This is a genomic window from Sphingomonas sp. BK481 (assembly GCF_014194875.1).
In the GTDB taxonomy this organism is placed as follows: domain Bacteria; phylum Pseudomonadota; class Alphaproteobacteria; order Sphingomonadales; family Sphingomonadaceae; genus Sphingomonas; species Sphingomonas aerolata.
In genome coordinates, this window is record NZ_JACIAP010000017.1 from 23,580 (window position 1) to 44,972 (window position 21,393).

17 protein-coding genes and 2 pseudogenes are annotated in these 21,393 nt (G+C 58.3%); 10 read left to right on the plus strand and 9 right to left on the minus strand.

Translation table 11 applies throughout. The annotated features are described in order from the left end of the window. Nucleotides 1-262: 262 nt before the first annotated feature. Complete coding sequence (locus FHY04_RS23095) at nt 263-673, plus strand: recombinase family protein (RefSeq protein ID WP_183937634.1); 411 nt, start codon at nt 263-265, stop codon at nt 671-673. A 223-nt stretch (nt 674-896) separates the two neighbouring features. Here FHY04_RS23095 and FHY04_RS20105 read toward each other — a convergent pair whose 3' ends face one another. Next, nucleotides 897-1,337: a hypothetical protein gene (locus FHY04_RS20105; RefSeq protein WP_183937636.1), complete on the minus strand. Its 441-nt coding sequence runs from the start codon at nt 1,335-1,337 to the stop codon at nt 897-899. 277 nt (nt 1,338-1,614) lie between these two features. Between FHY04_RS20105 and FHY04_RS20110 the strand changes: the two genes are divergently transcribed. Further along, nucleotides 1,615-2,349 carry a transferase gene (locus FHY04_RS20110; protein ID WP_183937638.1) on the plus strand — a complete coding sequence of 245 codons (735 nt, stop codon included), beginning with the start codon at nt 1,615-1,617 and terminating at the stop codon, nt 2,347-2,349. Between the two features lie 149 nt (nt 2,350-2,498). Here the strand turns inward: FHY04_RS20110 and FHY04_RS20115 are convergent, their stop codons facing one another. After that, nucleotides 2,499-4,778, minus strand: coding sequence for a TonB-dependent receptor (locus FHY04_RS20115; protein ID WP_221211903.1), 2,280 nt, complete (start codon nt 4,776-4,778; stop codon nt 2,499-2,501). Between the two features lie 35 nt (nt 4,779-4,813). Next, on the minus strand, nt 4,814-7,060 hold the full coding sequence (locus tag FHY04_RS20120; protein ID WP_183937642.1) for an EAL domain-containing protein: 2,247 nt from the start codon (nt 7,058-7,060) through the stop codon (nt 4,814-4,816). 154 nt (nt 7,061-7,214) lie between these two features. On the opposite strand from FHY04_RS20120, the pseudogene FHY04_RS22755 reads away from it, so the two are divergent. The 4 genes and pseudogenes from FHY04_RS22755 to FHY04_RS20140 form a co-directional block, all read left to right on the plus strand. Next, nucleotides 7,215-7,545 (plus strand): annotated as a pseudogene (locus FHY04_RS22755) (integrase core domain-containing protein); the annotation flags it as partial. Nucleotides 7,546-7,648: 103 nt separating this feature from the next. Beyond that, on the plus strand, nt 7,649-7,861 hold the full coding sequence (locus tag FHY04_RS20130) for a hypothetical protein (RefSeq protein WP_183937646.1): 213 nt from the start codon (nt 7,649-7,651) through the stop codon (nt 7,859-7,861). A 487-nt stretch (nt 7,862-8,348) separates the two neighbouring features. After that, nucleotides 8,349-8,531, plus strand: a complete 183-nt coding sequence (locus tag FHY04_RS20135) for a hypothetical protein (RefSeq protein ID WP_183937699.1) — start codon at nt 8,349-8,351, stop codon at nt 8,529-8,531. Nucleotides 8,532-8,621: 90 nt separating this feature from the next. After that, nucleotides 8,622-8,813, plus strand: a complete 192-nt coding sequence (locus tag FHY04_RS20140; protein WP_221211904.1) for a hypothetical protein — start codon at nt 8,622-8,624, stop codon at nt 8,811-8,813. A gap of 851 nt (nt 8,814-9,664) precedes the next feature. Here FHY04_RS20140 and FHY04_RS20145 read toward each other — a convergent pair. The 4 genes from FHY04_RS20145 to tnpA all read right to left on the minus strand — a co-directional run bounded on the left by FHY04_RS20145 (nt 9,665) and on the right by tnpA (nt 13,518). Then, nucleotides 9,665-10,951: a hypothetical protein gene (locus tag FHY04_RS20145; RefSeq protein ID WP_221211905.1), complete on the minus strand. Its 1,287-nt coding sequence runs from the start codon at nt 10,949-10,951 to the stop codon at nt 9,665-9,667. A 100-nt stretch (nt 10,952-11,051) separates the two neighbouring features. Continuing rightward, a complete protein-coding gene (gene tnpC / locus FHY04_RS20150; protein WP_409349182.1) occupies nt 11,052-12,656 on the minus strand; it encodes an IS66 family transposase in 1,605 nt (534 codons plus the stop codon). Between the two features lie 50 nt (nt 12,657-12,706). Beyond that, nucleotides 12,707-13,060 carry an IS66 family insertion sequence element accessory protein TnpB gene (tnpB, locus tag FHY04_RS20155; RefSeq protein WP_183937652.1) on the minus strand — a complete coding sequence of 118 codons (354 nt, stop codon included), beginning with the start codon at nt 13,058-13,060 and terminating at the stop codon, nt 12,707-12,709. After that, on the minus strand, nt 13,057-13,518 hold the full coding sequence (tnpA, locus tag FHY04_RS20160; RefSeq protein ID WP_183937691.1) for an IS66-like element accessory protein TnpA: 462 nt from the start codon (nt 13,516-13,518) through the stop codon (nt 13,057-13,059). The genes tnpB and tnpA overlap by 4 nt, the downstream gene beginning before the upstream one ends. Nucleotides 13,519-13,590: 72 nt before the next feature. Between tnpA and FHY04_RS23100 the strand changes: the two are divergent. From FHY04_RS23100 to FHY04_RS20170, 3 genes and pseudogenes are all read left to right on the plus strand, one after another. Further along, nucleotides 13,591-13,689: pseudogene (locus FHY04_RS23100) on the plus strand (hypothetical protein); the annotation flags it as partial. Nucleotides 13,690-13,713: 24 nt separating this feature from the next. Continuing rightward, a complete protein-coding gene (locus FHY04_RS22760; protein ID WP_260171679.1) occupies nt 13,714-14,235 on the plus strand; it encodes a hypothetical protein in 522 nt (173 codons plus the stop codon). Beyond that, a complete protein-coding gene (locus FHY04_RS20170) occupies nt 14,232-14,906 on the plus strand; it encodes a phosphatase PAP2 family protein (protein ID WP_221211906.1) in 675 nt (224 codons plus the stop codon). Before FHY04_RS22760 ends, FHY04_RS20170 begins: the two co-directional genes overlap by 4 nt. A gap of 721 nt (nt 14,907-15,627) precedes the next feature. Here the strand turns inward: FHY04_RS20170 and FHY04_RS20175 are convergent. After that, complete coding sequence (locus FHY04_RS20175) at nt 15,628-16,176, minus strand: FxDxF family PEP-CTERM protein (protein ID WP_183937656.1); 549 nt, start codon at nt 16,174-16,176, stop codon at nt 15,628-15,630. A 510-nt stretch (nt 16,177-16,686) separates the two neighbouring features. On the opposite strand from FHY04_RS20175, the gene FHY04_RS22765 reads away from it, so the two are divergent. Further along, a complete protein-coding gene (locus FHY04_RS22765; RefSeq protein WP_311725748.1) occupies nt 16,687-17,079 on the plus strand; it encodes a DsbA family protein in 393 nt (130 codons plus the stop codon). 821 nt (nt 17,080-17,900) lie between these two features. Here the strand turns inward: FHY04_RS22765 and FHY04_RS20185 are convergent. Next, on the minus strand, nt 17,901-20,756 hold the full coding sequence (locus tag FHY04_RS20185; RefSeq protein WP_183937658.1) for a PAS domain-containing sensor histidine kinase: 2,856 nt from the start codon (nt 20,754-20,756) through the stop codon (nt 17,901-17,903). Nucleotides 20,757-21,393 lie beyond the last annotated feature (637 nt).

Here is a 21,393-nt window from a genome sequence, read left to right on the forward strand (position 1 = left end):
TCAGTCAGATACATCGGTAGCAAAAAGATACGCCTATTCGTATGTTCGCTTTAGCAGCCCTGAGCAGATGAGCGGCGATAGCATCAGGCGCCAAACGGCGCTGGCTGTTTCTTATGCCGATGAGTTCTCCCTCGTTCTCGACGATCGTTTTACCTACAGAGACTATGGTATATCGGGTTTTCGGGGTTAGAACTCTGCTTCAGGGCGCCTTGGTGATCTCCTTGGGGCAGTTTCTGTAGGGATCGTACCACAAGGCAGCCTTTTGCTTGTCGAGAATCTTGACCGGCTGAGTCGAGAAAGCGCCTTGAATGCTCAGAGTCTGCTGACGCAGATTGTTCTTGCTGGGATAACGATTGTCACACTATCCGATCGGCGAACTTACTCGATCGATGAGTTACGTCGAGACCCGATGGATTTGATATACGCGCTGATAAACTTTATTCGTGCGAACGAAGAAAGCGAGTTAAAGTCATTTAGGGGGAAGGCAAGTTGGAGCGCGAAAAGGGCGATCGCAGAGTCCGAGCCGATCACATCCAGCTGTCCAAGTTGGCTTTCACTTAATACGAATGACAAGACATTTTCAATAATACCAGCGAGGGTAAATGTAGTTAGAGATATATTTTTTACCTTCTCAAAAAGACACATCAAATACCAAAATAGCGTAAACTCTTAACCGCCATAAGGTAGCAGCTTGGAAGTCAGATAGTCTATGGACGCGCGACAAAGTGGGTTGGATTGCCAGATCAAGCGCGGTTATAGGGACTCTTTTTCCTCATGTCATAGAATGGAAAAACGGGCGGCAGATCCGCGTCCCTTGTCCGCCTATACGTCGATACTATCCCGCTATCATATCAGTAGTTACGCTTCGGCAAGTACGGACCGGTAGTGCGGGACCTTTAATTATATGACCGCGTCGCGATATCTGTGGCGTTAAGTAGCTTGACCTGATCTTTAAACCGCAGGATCGTAGTCGGGCGCTGCCCAACCTCGACGACTTGCAAGACTTCGGTTACGAGGATTTCCGTAAGGTTTTCGAATGCCGGATGACCAAGGAGACGTCCTACGGGGCGTCCGACGGCCGCAGCAGCGACTTCAGGCGACAACTCCATGCCCGGAAGGGATATGCTGGCGTTCTTACCCGTAATAACAGTCATGCGTCTGGAGCCGTACGGCATCGGCAGCAAGATCGTTAGCGCTAGGTGACCGTCAACAAGACGCACCTCGCTTATCTCGATCGCATTCGTACGCGGAACTGCTCGCACGACGGCGAACTGCTCCGGGTCCACCCCGTGGTAAAGCAACATCGCGGCAGAACAATTGCTAATCGTAACGGCCACTGGCCGATCCGCTGGTTGCCGATCCTCAGTCGGAACACGTGCACTCATATTAGGGGAACCGGTTTTATCATTTGTGCTCCGGCGTATTTATGTCGGTACTGACGGCCTATACTTTTAAAATTCCTTAGATTTGGTTGCACTTAGGTGAGCGTGCGAATGCGGTGGATGAACCACAGCTGGCAATATATTACATGCCCCTATGCCATAGATTATTCTTAATAAGACTTTAACCATCTATGGTACAAACACAAGAAACCGAAAAGGATGATACTAGACGATGGATAACCTTCTAATAACGACGTTCGCCGAATCAAGTAAGGTAGCGAATTCAGCTGATGAAATGGAGAAAGCTGTCTGGTCACGCATGGGATTTCTGAACTTCTCAGAGCCGTTCGTTCATTACTTTAATCTGATGGAGCGATATCCGGAATATCAAATTGCCGTCATCGATCGTGATCGTGACTATGTCGTGGCAACTGGCAACCTCGTCCCGATGTTTTACGACGATCCGTCCAACTTGCCGGAGCGTGGCTGGGATTGGGCGCTTCAGTGCGCTGCCGAAACGACTAGCTGTGCACCGAACATGGTGGTGGGCCTCTCTGTTTCCGTACCGGAGGCACATCGTAATCGTGGGTTGGCCCGCGTGATGCTCGGTGCGATGCGCAACCTTGTAGAGAGCAAGGGCCTTGGCAAGCCGTTTCTCCCAGTTCGGCCGACCATGCTCGAGCAGCATCTCGATATGGATATCGCGGACTACGCGATATTGCGGCGGGAGGATGGTCGGCTCTACGATCCATGGTTGCGAAGTCATGAGAGGGCGGGGGGGCGCATGGTCAGTCTTTGCCGCAAATCCATGGTCATCGAGAAACCGGTCGGTTTTTGGGAGGCGTGGTCGGGTCAGCTTTACGAACGGTCCGGGAACTACCCTATCGCGGGCGGGCTGGCGCCTGTGGCGATCGATCTCGAGAGAGGGATGGGAAGCTATGTGGAGCCGAACGTCTGGTATAATTGATCGGGGCAGGCCGAGCTTGATCTCCATCGCGGTTTGAAAGCCTGCGACCATGCAGGCGCGCTCAATCATCTGTTATCGACTAAGCAATGCGGACTAGGCAAGATCCCATTCCTTCTGGAACACGGGATACGGGACGGGAAGAACAGAACCTAGAAGCGTCGCGTAAGTGCTAGTCCCGCGGTGCGCGCAAGGATCGGGCCCCATAGAGTGGCTGGCGAGATCCCGCCGCCGTTGTCGGCACCGGCGTAGCACAGCGAGTTCGTCACGTTGCGGACGTAGCTTTCCAAACTCCATCCTGCATTACCGGCATATCCCAGCCGCACGTCGCCTCGGGCGCAGACAGGCACCCGCCCAAAGCCCCGGTCGTCGAACGAGCGCCTTGCGCGGCTGGCGTAGAACGCCTCGCTCTGCACGTACAATTCGCCGTTTCGAAGTGGCGTTTGTAGGCGCAAAATCGCGCTCGTGGTTAGCTTAGGATTGCCTAGACCACCGCAGTCGGCGAGCGTGCAGCCGCGATCGCCGGTCTTGACCGTACGCGTCCAGGCGCCGGTGAGCGCCAGACTGACGTGACGGCCAAACCGCAGTGCCGCCTCCGCCTCAATGCCGGTGCCCCGGACCCTACCGATATTGATGACCTGCGTACTGCGGAGCACCGGATCGAAGACGTTGGCCTGCAGGTCGTTGTAGATGTAGTGAAAAGCCGTAATGGCGGCGGTGCCGCGACCGTCAGGAAGTCGGCCTTTCACGCCCAGCTCAACGCTGCGGACTGTTTCCTTACCATAGTCGTCGGGCTTTGTGCCGACGGGAACGAGATCGTAATCATCGAGCGGTTCGGAGGCGACGAGGCTGAACGTTCCAAACCCTCCTGCCTTCATGGCCTTGGTGGCGCTTAGATAGATCGTCCAGTCATGGTTTGGGGCCCAACGTGCGTAGACGCGCGGCGAAACGCCGTCCCAAACCTGTGCCGCCCGGACGTAACCGCTAGTGTAGTAGGTCGAAAGCCAAACATTTCCCAACGTGCTCGCGACCTGCGGCACGTCGAGATCGAACCGCTTGTGATCCCACGTGTAGCGAGCACCTGCTCCGATCGTCAAATCCGGAATAACCTTCCAATCCACCGCCCCGTAGGCCGAGGTACCCCAGTTGGCAGCTTTGGCACGGTTCACGTCGGTCAGAATGCCGTCCGCCGCAGGTACGAAGACCCGATCTCTGCCATAGATGTCCGCCACCAGCTGGTTGCAGTCCGCATATCCATAGCCTGAGCCGCAGACGATCTGCTCTGATATGCCGTTGGTATAGCTGCCTTTCACGCGCTCACGGTAAGCCGAAATGCCTGCCGCCCATTGCAGCGGGCCTTTGCCCGTCGAGACGGCGGTGAACTCCTGACTGGCATAGTCGCCGTGCTGTCTGACGCCGAACGAGTCGATGACCAGGGGTGTGCCGTCGTAGTCCTCAAGATACCGGTAGCGATGAGCACGTAGTCCGGTGAGCGAGGCAAGCGTCACTGAGCCTGCATCGTGATCGATCCTAAGGGTTAGCGAGCCGACACGGCTGTGGTCACGCAGCTTCGATAGATCACTGTCGACGTCCCGCCGGCCGCCCCGGATCTCCAGTTGTGGATTCAGTTCGCGTAGCAGGCCAATCACCGCCGCATCGGTGATCCTGGCGCGATGCGGCGTGCCGCCAAGTTCGCGGTCGTCATATTCACCCGTAAGCCGTACTGTCGTGTCATTGCCCCGATGAAGCAGTGATACACGAGTTGCGGCCACGTCGCGGGATCCCAATTCTTTCGCATTGGGGAAGCTCGCATTTTGTGACGATCCTCTCTCGGTTTCCCGATCAACGGCAGCGCGAAGCGCCCAACCATCGCCTAAAGCGGCGTTGTAAGCCCCCTGAACCTCAAAGCGGTGCCTAGTGCCCGCACGGATCGTCACGTAGCCTTCGTCCGCGTCCGGATCGGGCGCCTTGGTGACGATTGCCAGTGCTCCGGAAATTGCATTGCGACCGAACAGGAACACCTGCGGCCCGCGTAGCGCCTCAACGCGTTCCAGATCATAGGCGGTGGTGATCACCGAACCTGTCCGACCTTGGTGAACGCCGTCTCGAAAAATTCCAATCGAGGGGTCGCCACCAAGCCCGTAGTCGTTTGAAACGATGCCGCGAATGGCGATGCCGTCGACGAAGTTGTTCTCTGCGAAGCCGGAAAAACCGGGCGTGAACCGTATAACTGCCTTGGTGTCACCCAAATCCGCTGCGTCGAAGCCTTTTCCGGACAAGGAAGTGATCGCGGCCGGTACGTCTATTTGACGCTCCGATCGACGCTGTGCGGTCACGATGATGTCGCTTGGTTCGTCGACGTCAATTCGTGGTGCGGGAAGCTGGGCAGATGACGTGGTCGAAATCAATCCGGCCAACATCGCACCGGCCACTAGTCCCGAGGGCAAGATTTGTAAGATACGAATTGCTATTTTGCCACGCGCAGCGAGGCTACCGGATCGACGGTGAACCCCTGGGATACAAGTGTGTTCAATTCTCGTACATGATCAGTTGCTTTGATAGGTGGAAGCGCTCGTCCGTAGAGCCACCCCTGGAACTGATAGCAACCAAGCGCCTGAAGGACTCGCGCTTCGCTAAGGTACTCGACGCCTTCGGCCACCACTTCGATGCCGAGTGCACGGCCAACGTCGATGACGGCTTTCACCAGGGAAGCAGAACGCGGGTCCTGCAGCTTGCCGTCGCAGATGAAGCTGCGGTCTATCTTAAGTTTGTCGAAGGTAAAGTCTTGGAGGTAGCTTAGGCTTGAATAGCCCGTTCCAAAGTCGTCAAGACCAATTTTGAAGCCCATGGCTCGGATGGCGTCAAAGGTTTTCCGGGCGTCGGCAGTCGAATTTAGAAGAATACCCTCTGTTATCTCAAACATTATATGCGCAGGGTCAGCGCCACTAATGCGTAGTTCGCGACTAAGGGTGTTGATCAGGCCGGCAGTGCTGATCTGCAGCGGTGAAAGGTTGATAGAAACCCATAGCTCCGGCCACCGCAGGGAATCACGGAATGCCTGCGAGATGATCCAGTCCCCGAGTATGGGCATCAGTCCCGCTCGCTCGGCGATCGGGATGAATTCTGCTGGCGGCATCGCTGCCGCATCGTCCGCCGGCCAGCGCAGCAGGGCCTCCATGCCGCAGACGCAGGCGCTGCGGACATCGACGATAGGTTGGTAGTGGAGTTCGAAGCGGCTGGCTTCGAGCGCATCCTGAATCCGCGTTTCACGTTCCTTCCGCACAACGATCTGGTCGTGCATGCCGCGGTGATACACTGCGCAACGCGCGCGGCCGCCGTCCTTGGCCTTGTACAGGCCGATATCAGCGTTGCGCAGCAACTCGCTGCTTGCGCGGCCGTGATCTGGTGCAGTCGCAATACCGACCGATACGCCAATGCGTGACGGTTTTCCTGCAAGATCGAAAGGTTCTGAGAAAGCGCGTTGTATGCGATCCCCAAAGTCCTCTACCGATAGCCACTTTTCTGCATGCACCAGAGCGAACTCGTCGCCGCCGAAGCGCGAGACGAGAACACTGTCCGGGAAACCATCTCGCAGTCGTTTGGCGACGGCCTTGATGAGGGCATCGCCGACCTCGTGGCCCCACGTGTCATTGACGGTCTTGAAGTTATCGATGTCGCAAAATGCTACCATTGCGGGATTTGAGTTAATTAGGTGGGTAGCAAGCAGTTTGTTGAAATGTTGCATGAAGAAACGACGATTGGGAAGCGAAGATAGTGGATCAAAGTTGGCAAGAAAACTTGCCTCTCGCTCCTTGTCAATCAGCGAGACTGTCATCTTCTGCACTCGGCGGAATGTTATGAATATTAGAAATGCGGCGATCGCGGTAACGATGACGAAGAGCGGCAAGACGTATTGTAAGAGGATCCGGCCTGGTCGGCGGGAGGCCCATACAAGCTGGACGATCGGTTGGCCCTTATCATCTGTTAGAATATATGTACCTGAATATTTATGCGAGGACGTTAGCGGTCTTACATGAAGCCCGTTGATCAGCAACGTGTCGGCATAGGTCTGAATGCGCTGCTCATTGATTTTGACGGCGCTGACGATCAAATGTGGCCGCTGCCGCAAGACCACACGTTCAGTGACTGGCACGATCGTCATGACCGTTAGGATCACAGCCTCGCCGGCATCCCCGATGATATGCGAACTCCAACGGCCACGCGAGTTGCTGCCGAGGGAGCCAGGGTACGCTCCACGATGTGTCTCAATGTTCGCGTCGCGTATGCGGCGACCGTCCTCTTTGCCGCTGCGCACGATCCTGACCAGTTCTGCTAATTCGCCGCCGTAAGGTTGAAGCGAAGAGGGGGGAAGCTGCCGACCACCTTCGTAACCGTAGATTGGCTTGTTATCCTGATCGAGTATCCAGACGGCATCGTGTCCGTTCACCTTGCTGAGATATTGCCCGATTTCATTGTTAAACCAGTCAACATCCATAACCGATGTCGTGGTCTTCTCGGCCGCGACGTCCCAAAATGCGATACTCTGAATTTCGTTTAAGGCTTCCACCACGTCTTGGCTGACAGCATTGTCAATTAGCTGCCTTTGCGTGTTCAGTGCATCCGAATTCATTGAGAGTCCGGCAAGCAAGATCGCAAGGATCCCGGCGAGAGCCAGGCATAACACGACGCTTGCAACGGTTGCAGTGGGCTTCACATGACGGGGCATACTTATCGTTGGAGGAACGTATGTCATACCCGATCGGCCTTCTCGTCTGCCTCCGCTAGAAATCATAGGCCAATAGTGTTTTAACACCGTTTGAGCCTATGGTTAGCATATGCTTTACAGGCGGTTAAGAGGCATGTGCGGTCTGAACCCCGTGCCCGAGCCAATCAATTGGCTGACCGATAACGGCAGCTGCTACACCGCTCGCAACACACGTGCGTTTGCCCGGGACATCGGGTTGATCCCGCGCACGACCGCGGTCAGCAGTCCTCAATCGAATGGCAGGGCTGAGGCGTTCGTTCGCACCCCCAAACGCGATTATGTCCGCGTGAACCCTAGGGCAAAGGCAGAGCATCATCGACCAACTACCCGGCTGGTTCACCCATTATAACGAGATGTATCCGCACCGCGCTTTGCGCTATCGATCCCCACGCGAGTCCGCCGCGCAAACCTGCAAGGCTCTGTCAGGCCTTTAGGGGGCAACAACAGCACGCGGTTGCTGACAACGCTGATCTACGAGATGCAGAAGGTCGCGGCAGCGTTAGCAGAGCGTTCAGCAAACTGGACTATGGCGGCGGCATGCCCATCACCGATCCAGACAATCGCGCCGAACTGATCGAAACCATCCATCAGCCTTGGAAGGCAACGCTAGGCGAATGCCTGCGTCGCTGGAACGGACTTGATCCACTTAGGCGTACGCAAAGCTATCTGGTGATTGAGGAGAACGGCGGTAATAGGCTGACGCTGAATGCAGCTATGATCGCTATCATGGCTGAACGCCTGGTGGCTTGACGCCTATCGGGGGGGGGGGCGCTCAGCGAGATTTGGCTCTCGCCGCACGATCGTCATCGGGAACCTCCACTATTTCCCGAGCGACCGTGCCGGATCCACTCCGCTTGGCAGCGCGCGGTGCCGAGGACACGATCGCCGGCATCCGTGCCCGGCTCATCGCGAGATACTCAGCTAATAGATGATGCGTGCGTTGAGAAGCCCCGGTTGCTCAATATGCAGCCAGAGGATTGGAGTTGCAGGTGTTATATTTGCTGTAAGAAGCCGGCACGCTAGCGCCCCAAGCGCCTAGTAGGCGACGCAAAACACACGATAATGGCCAATCAAGGTTGGTGACGGCGTTTTACGACGATCGAGAGCCTGCCGTCCGAAATTATCCGTTTTGCGACGGCAGAAACCACCCAGATGAAGCTTCCGTCCGCAGCTTGCTCGCCTTATTACAGACGTTGATGGCCGTGCTAGGCATGCAAAGTTAATCGAGGAGCGGCACATGGAAGTGAACACTGAGGGCCAAGACACGGGTTCAGAACGAGGCCAGATTCACTTTCTCGCGGCCCTATTGGACGAGTTGATGCGAAAGATGCTCGCAACCGGTGCCCTGACCCAAGCCGAATTGAACGAGATAGAGTTGGCGGCAGCCAAGCGTGTCGGTGGGCAACCGCGCGCTTGGTGAGCTCAATTAGAAGGTAGATAGGACGCCGAAGCGCCAGCTGGGAAATCGCCTGATATAGATGTGATGTGTCAGGCGCATATCGTGAGCTCAATGGTGTTCGAAGCCTTCAAGAATGTGCTGAACGATTTCAAAAACTCGGGCATCCTGGAAAGGCGCCCGCCGCCGCGCCGCGCCGCGCTTCATTTGGTCGAACAACGCCAACCGCTCAGCGCTAATGCAGCTTTGGTGAAAAATAGACAGGATCAATCTCCGTCCCAGGAAGGTTCGTTCCGCCAGTATTAAACTCAAGGCGGGACGCTAAGACAAACCATGTCAAAAGACGAAATAGAAAATCAGCATGCCCGCATTGCTAACGCGTTAGGCATTGATTCAGAGACTATGAGAGATCATCCCTACGATCTTGAGGTGGGGAAAAGTGGTTCTCTATTGGTTCGATGGCATGACCAAGCGCCCGATGGAGTCATTCGGGAAGGTAGGCTGGGATCATACACAACACACATTCGGCCAAGAAATGACTCTGCCCGTCGGACTTTTGTAGAGAAGGGTGCTCGACGCTATCAATCAGGTTAAAGGATGAAGAACAGTAACTACTCTTTGACCACACCAGATTTCTACATCGTTCCTTAGGGCGTATGTCCTTCCGTCCGCGACAGCCTCCGCATCATTTGGACATTCCAGATCGATGCGCTCAATAATTCTACCGCCATTGCCAATAACATACATGCGATATTCCAGCATAACGGTTCTTCCGACCCCTTTCTAGGGAGCTAACATCAAAGAAGGTCAAAGTTGTGTAAAGCGGTATCGCAACCGTGACGGTTTAAAGAAACCTCTAGTTGGTCAGATGTTAGCCGATGTTGCCGTCTGGTTGATTCGCTCGAGGCGGGCGTTAGGGTGGTACCATGACGGTAATAAGTCCCTGCGGTCTGCAAGCGAACTTATAGAAAGAGCGCATGCCTTGCGCGCCTGGCGATTTGATCGAGCTACGTCTTAAGCCCACCGCCCGGTCCGACGATAGTGCCGCAAGATGGCCAACGCGATTCGGCCGCCCGAAACCGGCCGTTGCTGCTCCCTCCCCGTAACCGTCCGGCCAGGTCCGTTCCTCGCTTCTTCTTGCGCTCAAACTCAGGTCGTCACCGGCAGGAGAATGCGTTGGTTGCAGGGTCTGCTGCAAATTGTTCGCCGCGGTATGGCTTTGTCTCGATAACGCAGGCGACACGGTCCGATCGAACTAACACGAGTACCTTGTCGGCGAACCTCTCTGAGTCGTCCAGGCTACCCCCAGCCATGATCTCATTCACGACGATGATCCAAGACCCACCGAGATCAGGACGGAATATTGTCTCGCTTACCGAGTCGCTTAGGTAAGTCGTTGCGAACGGGTGAGCGCGGCTCCAGGCGTAAAAGTCGCCATCTTTTTGATGACTGTATCCAGCCTCTCCCGGTTGCGGCTGGCGGTGAAATGCTACGCGGCGCCGGTAAGGTGGGTCAGCTGCCTTTTGAGCGAGTTGGACTGCCACGTCTCGCGACAACGAACCTGCGCGTACGCCAACGCTGCCTGTCACCTGAGCATCTTCCGGTTTGATGGCGAGCAAACCGGCCTCTCCTATGGCAGCGCTCTTCAACAGACAGGCTTCCAAGCTGCTCTCGTACGGCGGGCTACCGGGTACTTGCGCGCACAGTCGATCGTGGCCGCGTTGAAGCACCATCAGACCGCTTCCGTTCATATCGCCTGCCAACGCGCTACTTGCATCAATTTGGCGCGCGTTCATCGCCGTATTGAGGGCTGCCCACCACAGCGAGCGAGCTATTGGCTTCAGGTCTGGCATACCATCGACGAGAAACGGACGCGACGCACTCTGCGCGAGCACCTTCGGCGGGGTTGGATCGGGCCAACCCACAACACTCAGTTGCGTGCTATCGTACAGTACAGCGCGCAGCCGGTAGCGGCCAATTTCAGCTGGGTTCGCGCAGAGCATTGGCAAATCAGTGGGAGCACAGGGGAACTGCCGTCCGTTCCAGACAAAACGGCTCTCGCCAGCACCCGATGCTGGAAACGGGCTAAGGCTTAAAGCTCCAACCGGCCCCAGATAGGGCAAGTCTCGACGAGGATCATCACGCTCGAGATAGACCATGATTGCCGAGCCTGCGGGGACGTGAGACCATGCAATCCTTGCAGCGACGGCCTCCCCTTTACGATAGGTTCGTCTATCCGTGCCGATTACACAGACTTTAGAACGCGTGCCTGATAGCTTGCCGTTATCACAACTCGAGCGCAGCGAACCTGACCAGCCAAAAGGTTCGGCTGCGGAAGCTGAATCAATCTGGTCGCTAGCTTGAAAGGTATCCGAGAACTGCGGCGACCCTTCCTGCGTATTGATTCTCGACGCGACAGCAGTGGACGCGGGCCCAAACGTCATCGCGAAGGGTAGAACCCAGGCCTTTTTTAGCGCTTTCAAACGTCACCCCATCGCGATTCGTACGAACATGGTGCCAAGCGCCGGTTAAGTTCCGATGTACTCAGGCCGGGTTCCACGGCGCGAGTTCACCGATGCGGTTGGCCGGGTGCCCGTCTGCAATACGGGCGAGCACGTTTCGCAGCCACGCCTCGGGGTCGATGAAGTTGAGCCGGGCAGTCTGGATGAGCGTGTAGATCGCCGCGGCCCGCTCGCCGCCCTTGTCCGAGCCAGCGAAAAGGTAATTCTTCCGGCCGAGCGCCACGGGCCGGAGGCAGTTCTCGGCACGGTTGTTGTCCGCTTCGAGCCGCGCGTCATCGCAGAAGCGGGTCAACGCCTCGCGCCGCTTCACGGCGTAGCGGATGGCGTCGGCCAGTGCGCTCTTGCCCGAGATGCGACGCATGGTGTTCTCGGCCCAGTTGAAGAAGCCGTCCACGCCGACCCTGACGACCTGGCGCCGTTCGAGTCGGTCCTCCCGCGGCAGCCCGCGTCCCAGCTCCTCCGCCTCGTACATCAGGTCGATCATGCTGACGCCGGTGCGCGCCGTGGTCGAGCCCGTCGCCTTCCACACGTCGTAGATCTTGCGCCGGACATGCGCCCAGCACGCCACCTCGAGGATGGGACCGGGTTGTCGGCGTCGGTCGTACAGCTGGTCATAGCCCGCATAGCCGTCCGCTTGCAGGAAGCCGCTGAACCCCGCGAGGTGCGCGCGCGGTCGCTCGCCCTTGCGGTCGGGCGTGTAGAAGTAGGCCGCTGCTGGCGGGCCGATGCCCTGCCAGCCTCGGTCGTCGCGGGCGTAAACCCAGAGCCTGCCGGTCTTCGTCTTGCCGTTGCCCGGCGCCAGCACCGGGACCGGCGTGTCGTCGGTATGGATCTTTTCGGCCGTGAACACGTGGGCACGGATATGCTCGACCAGCGGCTGGAGCAGCCAGCTGACCTGGCCGACCCAGTCCGCCATGGTCGAGCGGTCGAGGTCGACGCCCTCACGAGTATAGATCTCCGCCTGCCGGTACAACGGCAGATGGTCGGCGTATTTAGACACCAGCACGTGCGCGAGCAGGCCGGGCCCGGCCTTGCCGCGCGGGATGGGCAGCGCCGGCGCCGGTGCCTGGGTGATGGCGTCACAACGCTGGCAGGCGAGCTTGGGGCGGACGTGCCGGACGACCTGGAAGCGGCCAGGTACATACTCCAGCACCTCGGTCACGTCCTCGCCCAGCGCCGACATGGTCCCGCCGCACGCGCCGCAGCCGTCCGCGTGTGGAGCGGCGTGGACGACCTCGTGGCGCGGCAGGTGATCCGGCAGTGGCAGGCGCTTCGGCTTACGCTTCTCGCGAGCGGGTACTGGCACGCCGGCGTCAGCGGATGCGCTGGTCGCCTCGGCCTCGACCGTCTCCAGCTCCTCCAGCCGCAGCTCTAGCTGCTCGATCTCACGGTTGAGCCGCTCGGACGACTGGCCGAACTGCATGCGTCGGAGCCGTGCGAGTTGGACCTTGAGCTTCTCGATCTCCAGCGCGGTCAGCTGGATGGTTGCTTTGGCGGCGTGCAGCTCGGCTGCGGTGCTGGCCAGCACCGCAGCCGAGCTGCGTGTTGGGCCTGCAACGCCTGTGCAAAGGCGCGCAGCTCGTTCGGGTCGGAGGGGAGATTGACCATCACCAGCGACATGGCCCATCCTACCACGAGCCTGACTCAGGCCAAGCGAAAAGGACGGAAAAGCGCCGTTCAGACTAGCGTCGGCGCGGTCACCGGAGCCGGTACTACGGTGCGTCGCCAGTCGATGCCCTCGATGAGCAACGCCAGCTGCGCGGGGCTAAGCACGATGCCTCCATCGACCAGTGGCGGCCACACGAAGCGGCCCTTCTCCAGCCGCTTGGCGAACAGGCACATGCCCGAGCCGTCCCAGTACAGCGCTTTAAGATAGTCGCCGCGCTTGCCCCGGAACAGGAACAGATGGCCCGAATACGGGTCGACTCCGAGCACCTGGCTGGCGAGCGCGGTCAGTCCGTCGAAGCCCTTCTGCATGCTCACCGGCTTGCAGGCGAGATAGACCTTGGTGCCGGGCGCCAGCGCTATCATGACGCATGCCCCAGCGCCCGCAGCACGCGGGCGAGCGCCTTTTCGTTAACGTAGCTGTCGACCGACAGCCGCACGCCGGTCGGCAGGTCGATATCGATGCCACTCGGTCGCGTGCCCGGATGCGGGCGGACCAGGTCCCCCGCCGGTGCGGTAGGTGGCGATAGCTGTGGGGGTGCCGGTGCGGGCGTTGCCGGCGTCAGGGCCATACTCGGCTCGGACGCGACCGCGTCCGTCACCACGCCATACGGGATGAACTGCAAAGGCTCGCTGGCGATGCTCGCCGCCTTCCGCTGGGCCGAGCGCCAGTTGTAGATGAGGCTCTCCGCGATGCCGAGCCGCTGCGACACCTCGCGCACCGTCACGCCCGGTGCCGACGCCTCAGCGAGCACCGCCGCTTTCTCCGCCTCGCTGTAGGTCCGCCGGCGCTCCGTCCGGGTGATGACCTCCATCCGCCCCATCTCCTGACCTCCGCGTTTGGACAGGCAGTAGCTGGCAGGACTCTCACGCTGCTCGCCGTTCAACCGGGACAGATCGGTGCCGGACAAGGCCATTATAAGCCTCGTACCGATCGCTATTATTTTCGCGATGAACCGGTCAACCCGGTCAGGCTCCCCGTCATCGACCGCGACCATCCGGATCGGGGCGACAAGCCAATGCGAATATACCACGGGCCTTTTTACGGTACGACCGTCGCGACCTTCTCGGTGACGAACGAGGACGCTCTAATCCTGGCACCCCCACCTAAAGATGAGCCTGCAAACCGCGGGCCGGAGCGTGCCGAGTATCGCGCGGCTCTGCGCGAGGTAAAACGACTTGGAGGAGCGGCCTATGCCGCTGGCACGACGCGGACGCCGAACCAGACGGTCGCGGCCTATTTTTGGGCCTATGACGGCGCCAACCTGATCGGGACACCACCACGCCTATACAACCAGATTGTCCGAACCATCGCCTGGGAACGCCGCGGCATGCAGGCCGACCCGGCGCTGCAGGTGGACGAGTTCGTCCGGGTCTTCGCGCTCGCGAACACGGCGATGGCTGATGCCGGCAAGTTCTCGTGGCGCGAGAAGTACCGGTACGAGTTCTGGCGCCCACTGTCGGGGGTCCGGAGCATGACGCCATCCAAGGTCCCGAGTGGGACGACGCCGCGGGGACCTTGTCGAGCGAACAGCCAGTGAGCGAGCCAACCGATGGCATGCGCGATGGCGACCCGTTTTGGGAGGCGTTAGGTGCACCCGAGACTAACACTGACAAGATCGCGTTCAAGCCGCCCTTTCCGGCCTACCCCTCGGGTCATGCAACGTTTGGTGCCGCCTGCTTCCAGATCGTCCGGCTGTTCTACAAAGACCGCAACAACCTATCTTTTGGCGACCATGACTGCGATGAGATCGGCTTCTCGTTCGTCTCAGACGAACTCGATGGTTACAGCCGCGACCTCCACCAGGCCTATAACGCCGCGCGCCCGATCGCCGATCAGCCGGGAACGATCCGCACCCGGATCTCGCGATCGTTCCCCAGCCTGTGGCACGCAATTTTCGAAAACTCGCTCAGTCGTATTTTTCTCGGCGTCCACTGGCGTTTCGATGCGTTCCGCGCCTCCGATGCGCTTAGCAACCCGACCGGGAATAATGCCAAGTATAAGGATCCTTGCCGGATCAACTATGATCTGACGGCAGGCGAAATGGTGGGAGGTGTGCCGCTCGGCCTGTCCATCGCAGACCAAATCTGGGCGGCAAACATGTCCCCTGGACCTGCAGTGGCTGAGTCGATCGCGAAAATCACACCAGTAATGGCCAGTGTTATACCACCAACACCCCGGGTGGAGTCGTCTAACACCAATATCAGGTGAGGCATTCGAGTAGGAATGCCTGATGGCCTAGAACCATCTCCGCCGTTAATGAACGCCTAGTTCTCTCACCAGACCAGGCGCTGTCCTGAGACGCATATTTTAGCCAAGCTTGAATGGACTTATAACGGCAACCTTGCGATTCCCCTGCCATATCTCAAGTCCGCAACGATTAATGTGATCGGCAGCTTCGGCAATCGATTGTTCGTCGTGCAGCGCTGAGAGGTCCGCCCCTCTTACGATTTCGCCAGAACTTCCCAGCTCATAAATTCTATATCGCATACCATGTCCCCCACCCCAAGCCTGCCGGTAAACGGTAAACAGGGTGTTAATGCCCCCAGCAATCGGGTGACATACCAATGAACCGTAGCCGGCTTAGTTTTGGTCGACGAACCTTCGCTTCTGTTGTGCCTCCATCAGCTCGGCTACGTATTCGCCGAGCGTGCAAGACCAAGGATGGCGGCGGTGTGTGGTTGTAAACCGATGGATGTCGACACAAGACTTTGTGTTCAGTAACTAATAGGGATCATTAAGACGCGTTTGCGATCTAGGGTCCTTTACCGTTGAGCGCAGTATCGACTAACTCGCTTTAAAACTTATCGATCAACGGCGTTCATTGCGCGGACCCGAGCTTGCTAAATCTCAAATAAAAACACCCGCCAACCTCGAAAGGCCGGCGGGTGTTTTAAGATAGACGGACACTGGGACCATCTATCAAATTTGCTTAGGCGTATGCGACCTTTGCCTGGCGACGGCGAACACGCATCGATGCACCGATCCCGCCAATACCGAACAACATGATCGCCCAGGTACCTGCCTCGGGAACTGCCGAAGGCTCAAAGGTTGCTGTGCCAGCATAGGACCCGTTGCCACGCGACATGCCGTTCACCACGATCTGATTCGGCGCACCCGAAGCAATAGCCAGGTTGTTGATCTCGAAAAATTCAGCATTGCCCACAATGGTCTTCGTCGCTGCGAAGCCATTGATAAACACCGACAGTATGTCGAGGTCGGTAGAGCTCGTCAGCCGCGTGGTGTTCGTGCTCAACGTACCGCTAGCCAGACCGGCCTGATCGATGACGAAATTGAAGGTATCTTGGAATGCGCCCAACCCGATGCCCGAACGACCGAAATCTGCCGAAACGGTACCATTCGTGATGTCACCGCTGACCGTGAACTCAGGGTCGCCCGGAGTGTAATCAATTGCATGAGCCGCTGGGGCCATCGCGAACGCTGATACAAATGCCATAGTCGAACAAAGTAGACGCTTCATGACGGCCTCCTTCACTTTATGCCCAACAAAAGTATAATGGAGGTCATGACGACTCACAAACCGATATATTGCTGAAATTAGCCGTTAGCCCAATGATGTCTATTTTCGGGACAGCTGTGTCTTTTCAATCACAGGCGGCGCTGACTTGAACGCGCCACGAACGCTGATCGTCGGCATGCAGATGGCGGCCGAGGCGATCGATCTGCAGACTTTACGCCGCCTAGTCTCAGCAGGTTTCGCCCAGCGTTGGACGCGCTGAACATGCCAGAGCCACTTAATCGGAGACAAGCGGTAGGGCTTGGGGCTGTCGTGGGGGCTAGTTGGGCAGTCGGGCAGGTGCTGCGTCGCACGGCTCCAATCGGTCGGGATGTTGGGCCGACCGCCGACCTGATCCTGACCAGTGGAAATTCACCCGAGCAAGGTCCAGCCGATGCGACGCTCCGGCTTGCCGTCTTCACCGATTACCGCTGCCCCGCCTGCCGTCATGCTTTCCACGCTTTGGGATAGGCGGTGGAACGCGATGGCAAGGTTAGGGTCATTTACAAGGACTGGCCAATCTTCGGTCCACCGTCCGAACGTGCTGCGAGCATCGCGCTCGCCTGTGCCGAACAGGGGATCTATCCGGCCATTTATCGGCAACTGATGACCGACAGTCGTATAATCGACGACGACATGCTGCGAGACGCCGTTACCAGTGCTGGAGGGGACTGGCAGCGCGCGACGACGTGGCTTGCTTTACATGCACAAGTCGTCGCCGCGCGCCTGCGTGCAAACGGCCAAGAGGCCTATTCGATCGGTCTGACCGGCACCCCGGGCTATCTCGCCGGACGTATGCTGGCGATGGGGGCGATCGAGACAAGTGACTTTAAACGACTGTTTGCGCGGGCGCGAGCGGACGGCTGATGATCCGGGAGGATGCAAACATGATCGAACGCCCTGTCGGAAGAAACACGTAAGTCGTCACAGGCAGGATCGGCGATCGCGTCTTGAGACGATCAAGAGGCTGTCGTCGGAGGATATCCTTCGGTCATGCACCAGTCAGTGACGACAGGTCGACCTTCTCAGATACGCTCCTAACCCAAGTATTTTTGGCTGACGTTTTGTGTGACGTAGATCCTTCTGCAACGAAAAGGTTTGCCCGGATTTATGACGCCGCGTCTGCAACATGCTCGCCCAGCGAACGTTAATGGCCGTGTCTAAAGTGCACGGCGAACCAGGGAACGGCGCATGGAAGTGAACACCGAGGGCGAAGACACGGGCTCAGAACGACGTGAAATACACTTCCTTGCGGCCCTATTGGACGAGTTGATGCGAAAGATGCTCGCAGCCGGCGCCCTAACGCAGGCCGACTTAAACGAAATAGAATCAGCCGCAGCTAAGCGGGTCGGTGGGCAGCCGCGTGCTTGGTAGTTTCCGGCTTTTCCCAACACGGCAGTGATCACCTTTGCAAACTGTGACGAGGTATACCCGATCAGCTTTGTGATCGAGCGAAAGTCTGCGCCAGCAGGTAGCTTAGATGGCGTAAAACACCTGATTTCTGCACAGTCGTGATTGCGACTGGGTTTTTCACACATTTGACATCTGAACCGCGGCAGCGGGAGGAAAGCGGAAGGGCGGCTTTGGGGGAGGCGGGTGGCAATCTCCGACATTGCGGAGCTTCCGCTTCCCAAAAAGGATCGTTCTGGGAAAGCGTCGGCTATTTGATCGCCGTTCATTTCCCAGAACTATCCCTCTATCAAACTTCGTATTCGGGTTGCGAGAACGTCCATCCCAAATGGTTTGGTAAGGACGTGCATGCCGGTATCGAGATGGCCGTGGCTCAACACAGCGTTCTCAGCATATCCGGTAATGAACAGAACCTTCAGATTGGGCCGTGCGACACGTGCAGCGTCTGCCACCTGTCGGCCGTTCAGCCCGCCTGGTAGCCCCACGTCCGTGATGAGGAGATCGATACGCAGGTCTGAATTTATGACCTTCAACCCAGCCGCGCCGTCTGCGGCCTCGATCGCGGTATAGCCCAGGTCGGTCAGAACTTCGGCGACAAGCATGCGCACGGTTGGCTCGTCATCTACCACCAGCACCGTCTCGCCGGCCTCAGCCCGCGGTGCGGCCTCGATTTCCGCCTCCACGTCGTCCAATTCGGCCTCGCCCTGATGGCGGGGGAGGTAGACACACACCACCGTGCCCTGATTGACCTCCGAGTAGATCGCCACCGAGCCACCGGACTGCTTGGCGAAGCCGTAGATCATCGACAGACCAAGCCCGGTGCCTTCGCCAATCGGCTTGGTGGTAAAGAACGGGTCAAAGGCGCGAGCTATTACCTCCGGCGGCATGCCGGTGCCCTTATCGGACACGCAAAGTGAAATGTACTGACCCGGATCCAGACCGCGCTCTTTGGCCGTCCGCTGGTCCATCCAGCGATTGCAGGTTTCAATCGTGATCGTGCCGCCATGCGGCATCGCGTCCCGCGCGTTGATGCACAGGTTTAGGATGGCGTTTTCGAGCTGGCTGGGATCGATCAGGCTAGGCCATAGGCCGGCAGCATTGACCGTCTCCACTTTGATCATGGGCCCAACCGTACGCCGGATCAGATCCTCCATTCCGCTGACCAGATGGTTGACGTTAGTGGGCTTGGGAGCAAGCGTCTGTCGGCGTGAGAAGGCGAGCAGGCGGTGGGTAAGAGCAGCCGCGCGTTTAGCCGCCCCTTGCGCTGCGCCGACATAGCGTTCGACATCGGCCGTCCTGCCCTGGGCGATGCGGATTTGCATCATCTCCAGGCTGCCAGAGATACCGGTCAGCAGGTTGTTGAAGTCGTGCGCGAGGCCGCCTGTAAGCTGGCCGACCGCCTCCATCTTCTGCGCCTGCCGCAGGGCATCCTGCGCCGTCATGAGGTCCGCCGTTCGCTCCAAAACGCGGGCTTCAAGCGTCTCATTGAGCTCCCGCAGCACTTTCTCCGCACGCTTGCGCTCAGTCAGGTCCAGCATCGCGCCGATCATGCGGACGGCGCTTCCGTCCTCACTGCGGAAGACGTGCCCCCGGTCAAAAACATCAGCGAAACTGCCGTCGCTGCGTCGGAAGCGGTACTCGGACGCCCAATGGTCGCCTGCCCCATCGATGATCGCGTGGATATCCCTGTCGACCCGCTCCCGATCATCGGGATGGATGTTACCGATCCACCAATCGCCGGTCGGCTCGATCTCGTTTTCCGCATAGCCAAAGAGAACTCGGACCGCCTCGTTCCACTCCACGGAGTTCGAGGCCAGATCCCAGTCCCAGATTGCATCGTTTGTTGCCTTTGCGGCAAGGCGGTAGCGCTGTTCGGTCTCACGCAGGACAGCCTCGGCCGCGCGCCGGCCAGTCTCGTCGCGAGCAATCTTGATGAAGCCAGTGATCGTACCATGCGCGTCGTGCAGCGGACGAACCGAGCCGTTGGCAAAGAACCGGCTGCCATCACGTCGAACATGCCAGCGTTCGTCATTGGCACAGCCCTCTTCACGTGCCGTCGTCAGTTCTTGCGTCGGAACGCCAGCTGCGCGGTCTTCAGGCGTGTACAAAATATCAACGGAGCAACCGCTTATCTCGTTGGCACACCAGCCAAAGACCGTTTCGGCACCAGGCGTCCAATCCATCACCCGATTTTCGGTGTCCACGGTGAAGATGGAATGGTCCTTCACCCCTTCGACGATACGGCGGCTACGCTCTTCACTTTCCCGCAACTCAGCCTGCGCACGGTGTGCGTCAGTAGCATCATAGCCTTCGACAAAGATGCCGGTCACGTTGCCGGCATCGTCGGTGATCGGTTCGTAGATGAAGTCGAGAATGCGCTCGACCTGGTCGCCGTCCTCTGCATTTAGGAGGAGCGGGATATGATCGGCAACGAACCGCTCGCCCGTCTGATAGACCGAGTCCAACAGCTCGTAGAACCCCTGGTCTGCCAGCTCGGGGAAAGCCTCGCGTACTGTCTTGCCGATGGAGTCCCGATTTCCGAAGAGGCGGCGATAGCTCGCGTTTGTGAACTCGAACATGTGCTCGGGTCCCTGGAGGATGGTGATGAACCCCGGCGCCTGTTCGAACAGGCGCCGCTGCCGCTGCGTATCAGCGGCACGACGGCGCTCGGCCAGAACCTGCTCGGTGATCTCGGTACAGGCGCAGAACAGTCCCTCCACTGCTCCGGCTTCCCCCCGAACCGGGGTATAAGAAAACGCGAAATGGGTTTCCTCGACGTAGCCGCGCCGCTGCATCATCAGGGTGATGTCGTCCATGTGGACAGGCAAACCGGCATAGGCCTGCTCAACAATCGGGGTCAGGTCGGCCTCGATTTCCGCCCATACCTGCATGAACGGCTGGCCGAGCGCCTCAGGATGCTTGTCGGCCAGGATGGTCGCATATGCGTCGTTGTAGAACAGCGTCTGCTCCACACCCCAAGCGACAAACATGGGCTGGTTGGAACCAAGCACGATGCTGACCAACGTCTTCAACGCAGTCGGCCATTCCGCGGGCGCGCCCAGTACACTCTCGGTCCAATCGCGGGCGCGAATAGCAGCCCCCATCTGGCCACCGTCGACGAGGAAACTGAGCATCTGCTTATCCGATGTTATTTATGTTCGGCCGGTTGGTTCGGCACGCCGCTCGCCGGTCAGCACGCCTGTCTATTGGCTAGGCCATGCGAACGTCTTCCTCAATGGCATCGCACTGTAATCTGACGGACATCCTGCTGTCATTACGCGTTCGTTAACTCTGACGCCCCGCGTGCGCATGCCGATCGAATGAACGGCCGAAATGGGCGCGAGGGGCCATGATATTCCCGGTGTCACAACCGAACCCCACACGGGAACTGCGGACAACAGCAACGAGCGCACCTCCCCCGCTGCAAGCCGCTTTCCCAAAAACCGTTCCCAAACCGTTTTTTCGAAATGACGTCATTTTAACGGAGTTGTGGGAATGTTAGGTGCGCTATCCATGCGTCGGCAAACACACGATAGTCGCCGATCGGAGTTAGCGACGGCGTTTTACGACGTACGAGAGGCTGCCGTCCAAAATCACCCGTTTGTCGCTCATCGGATAAAGCGACAGGGTTTCCCGACACCTCGGCTGCGAAACCACGCCTTTCGGGACAAAGGCGTCGTTCCCCACGCGCTCCGTAAGTGATCGCTTTAAACGAGAACGGACGTTCCGGGTTTGCACGGATGCCGTCATCGATTGACCGAGGTTGGCCAT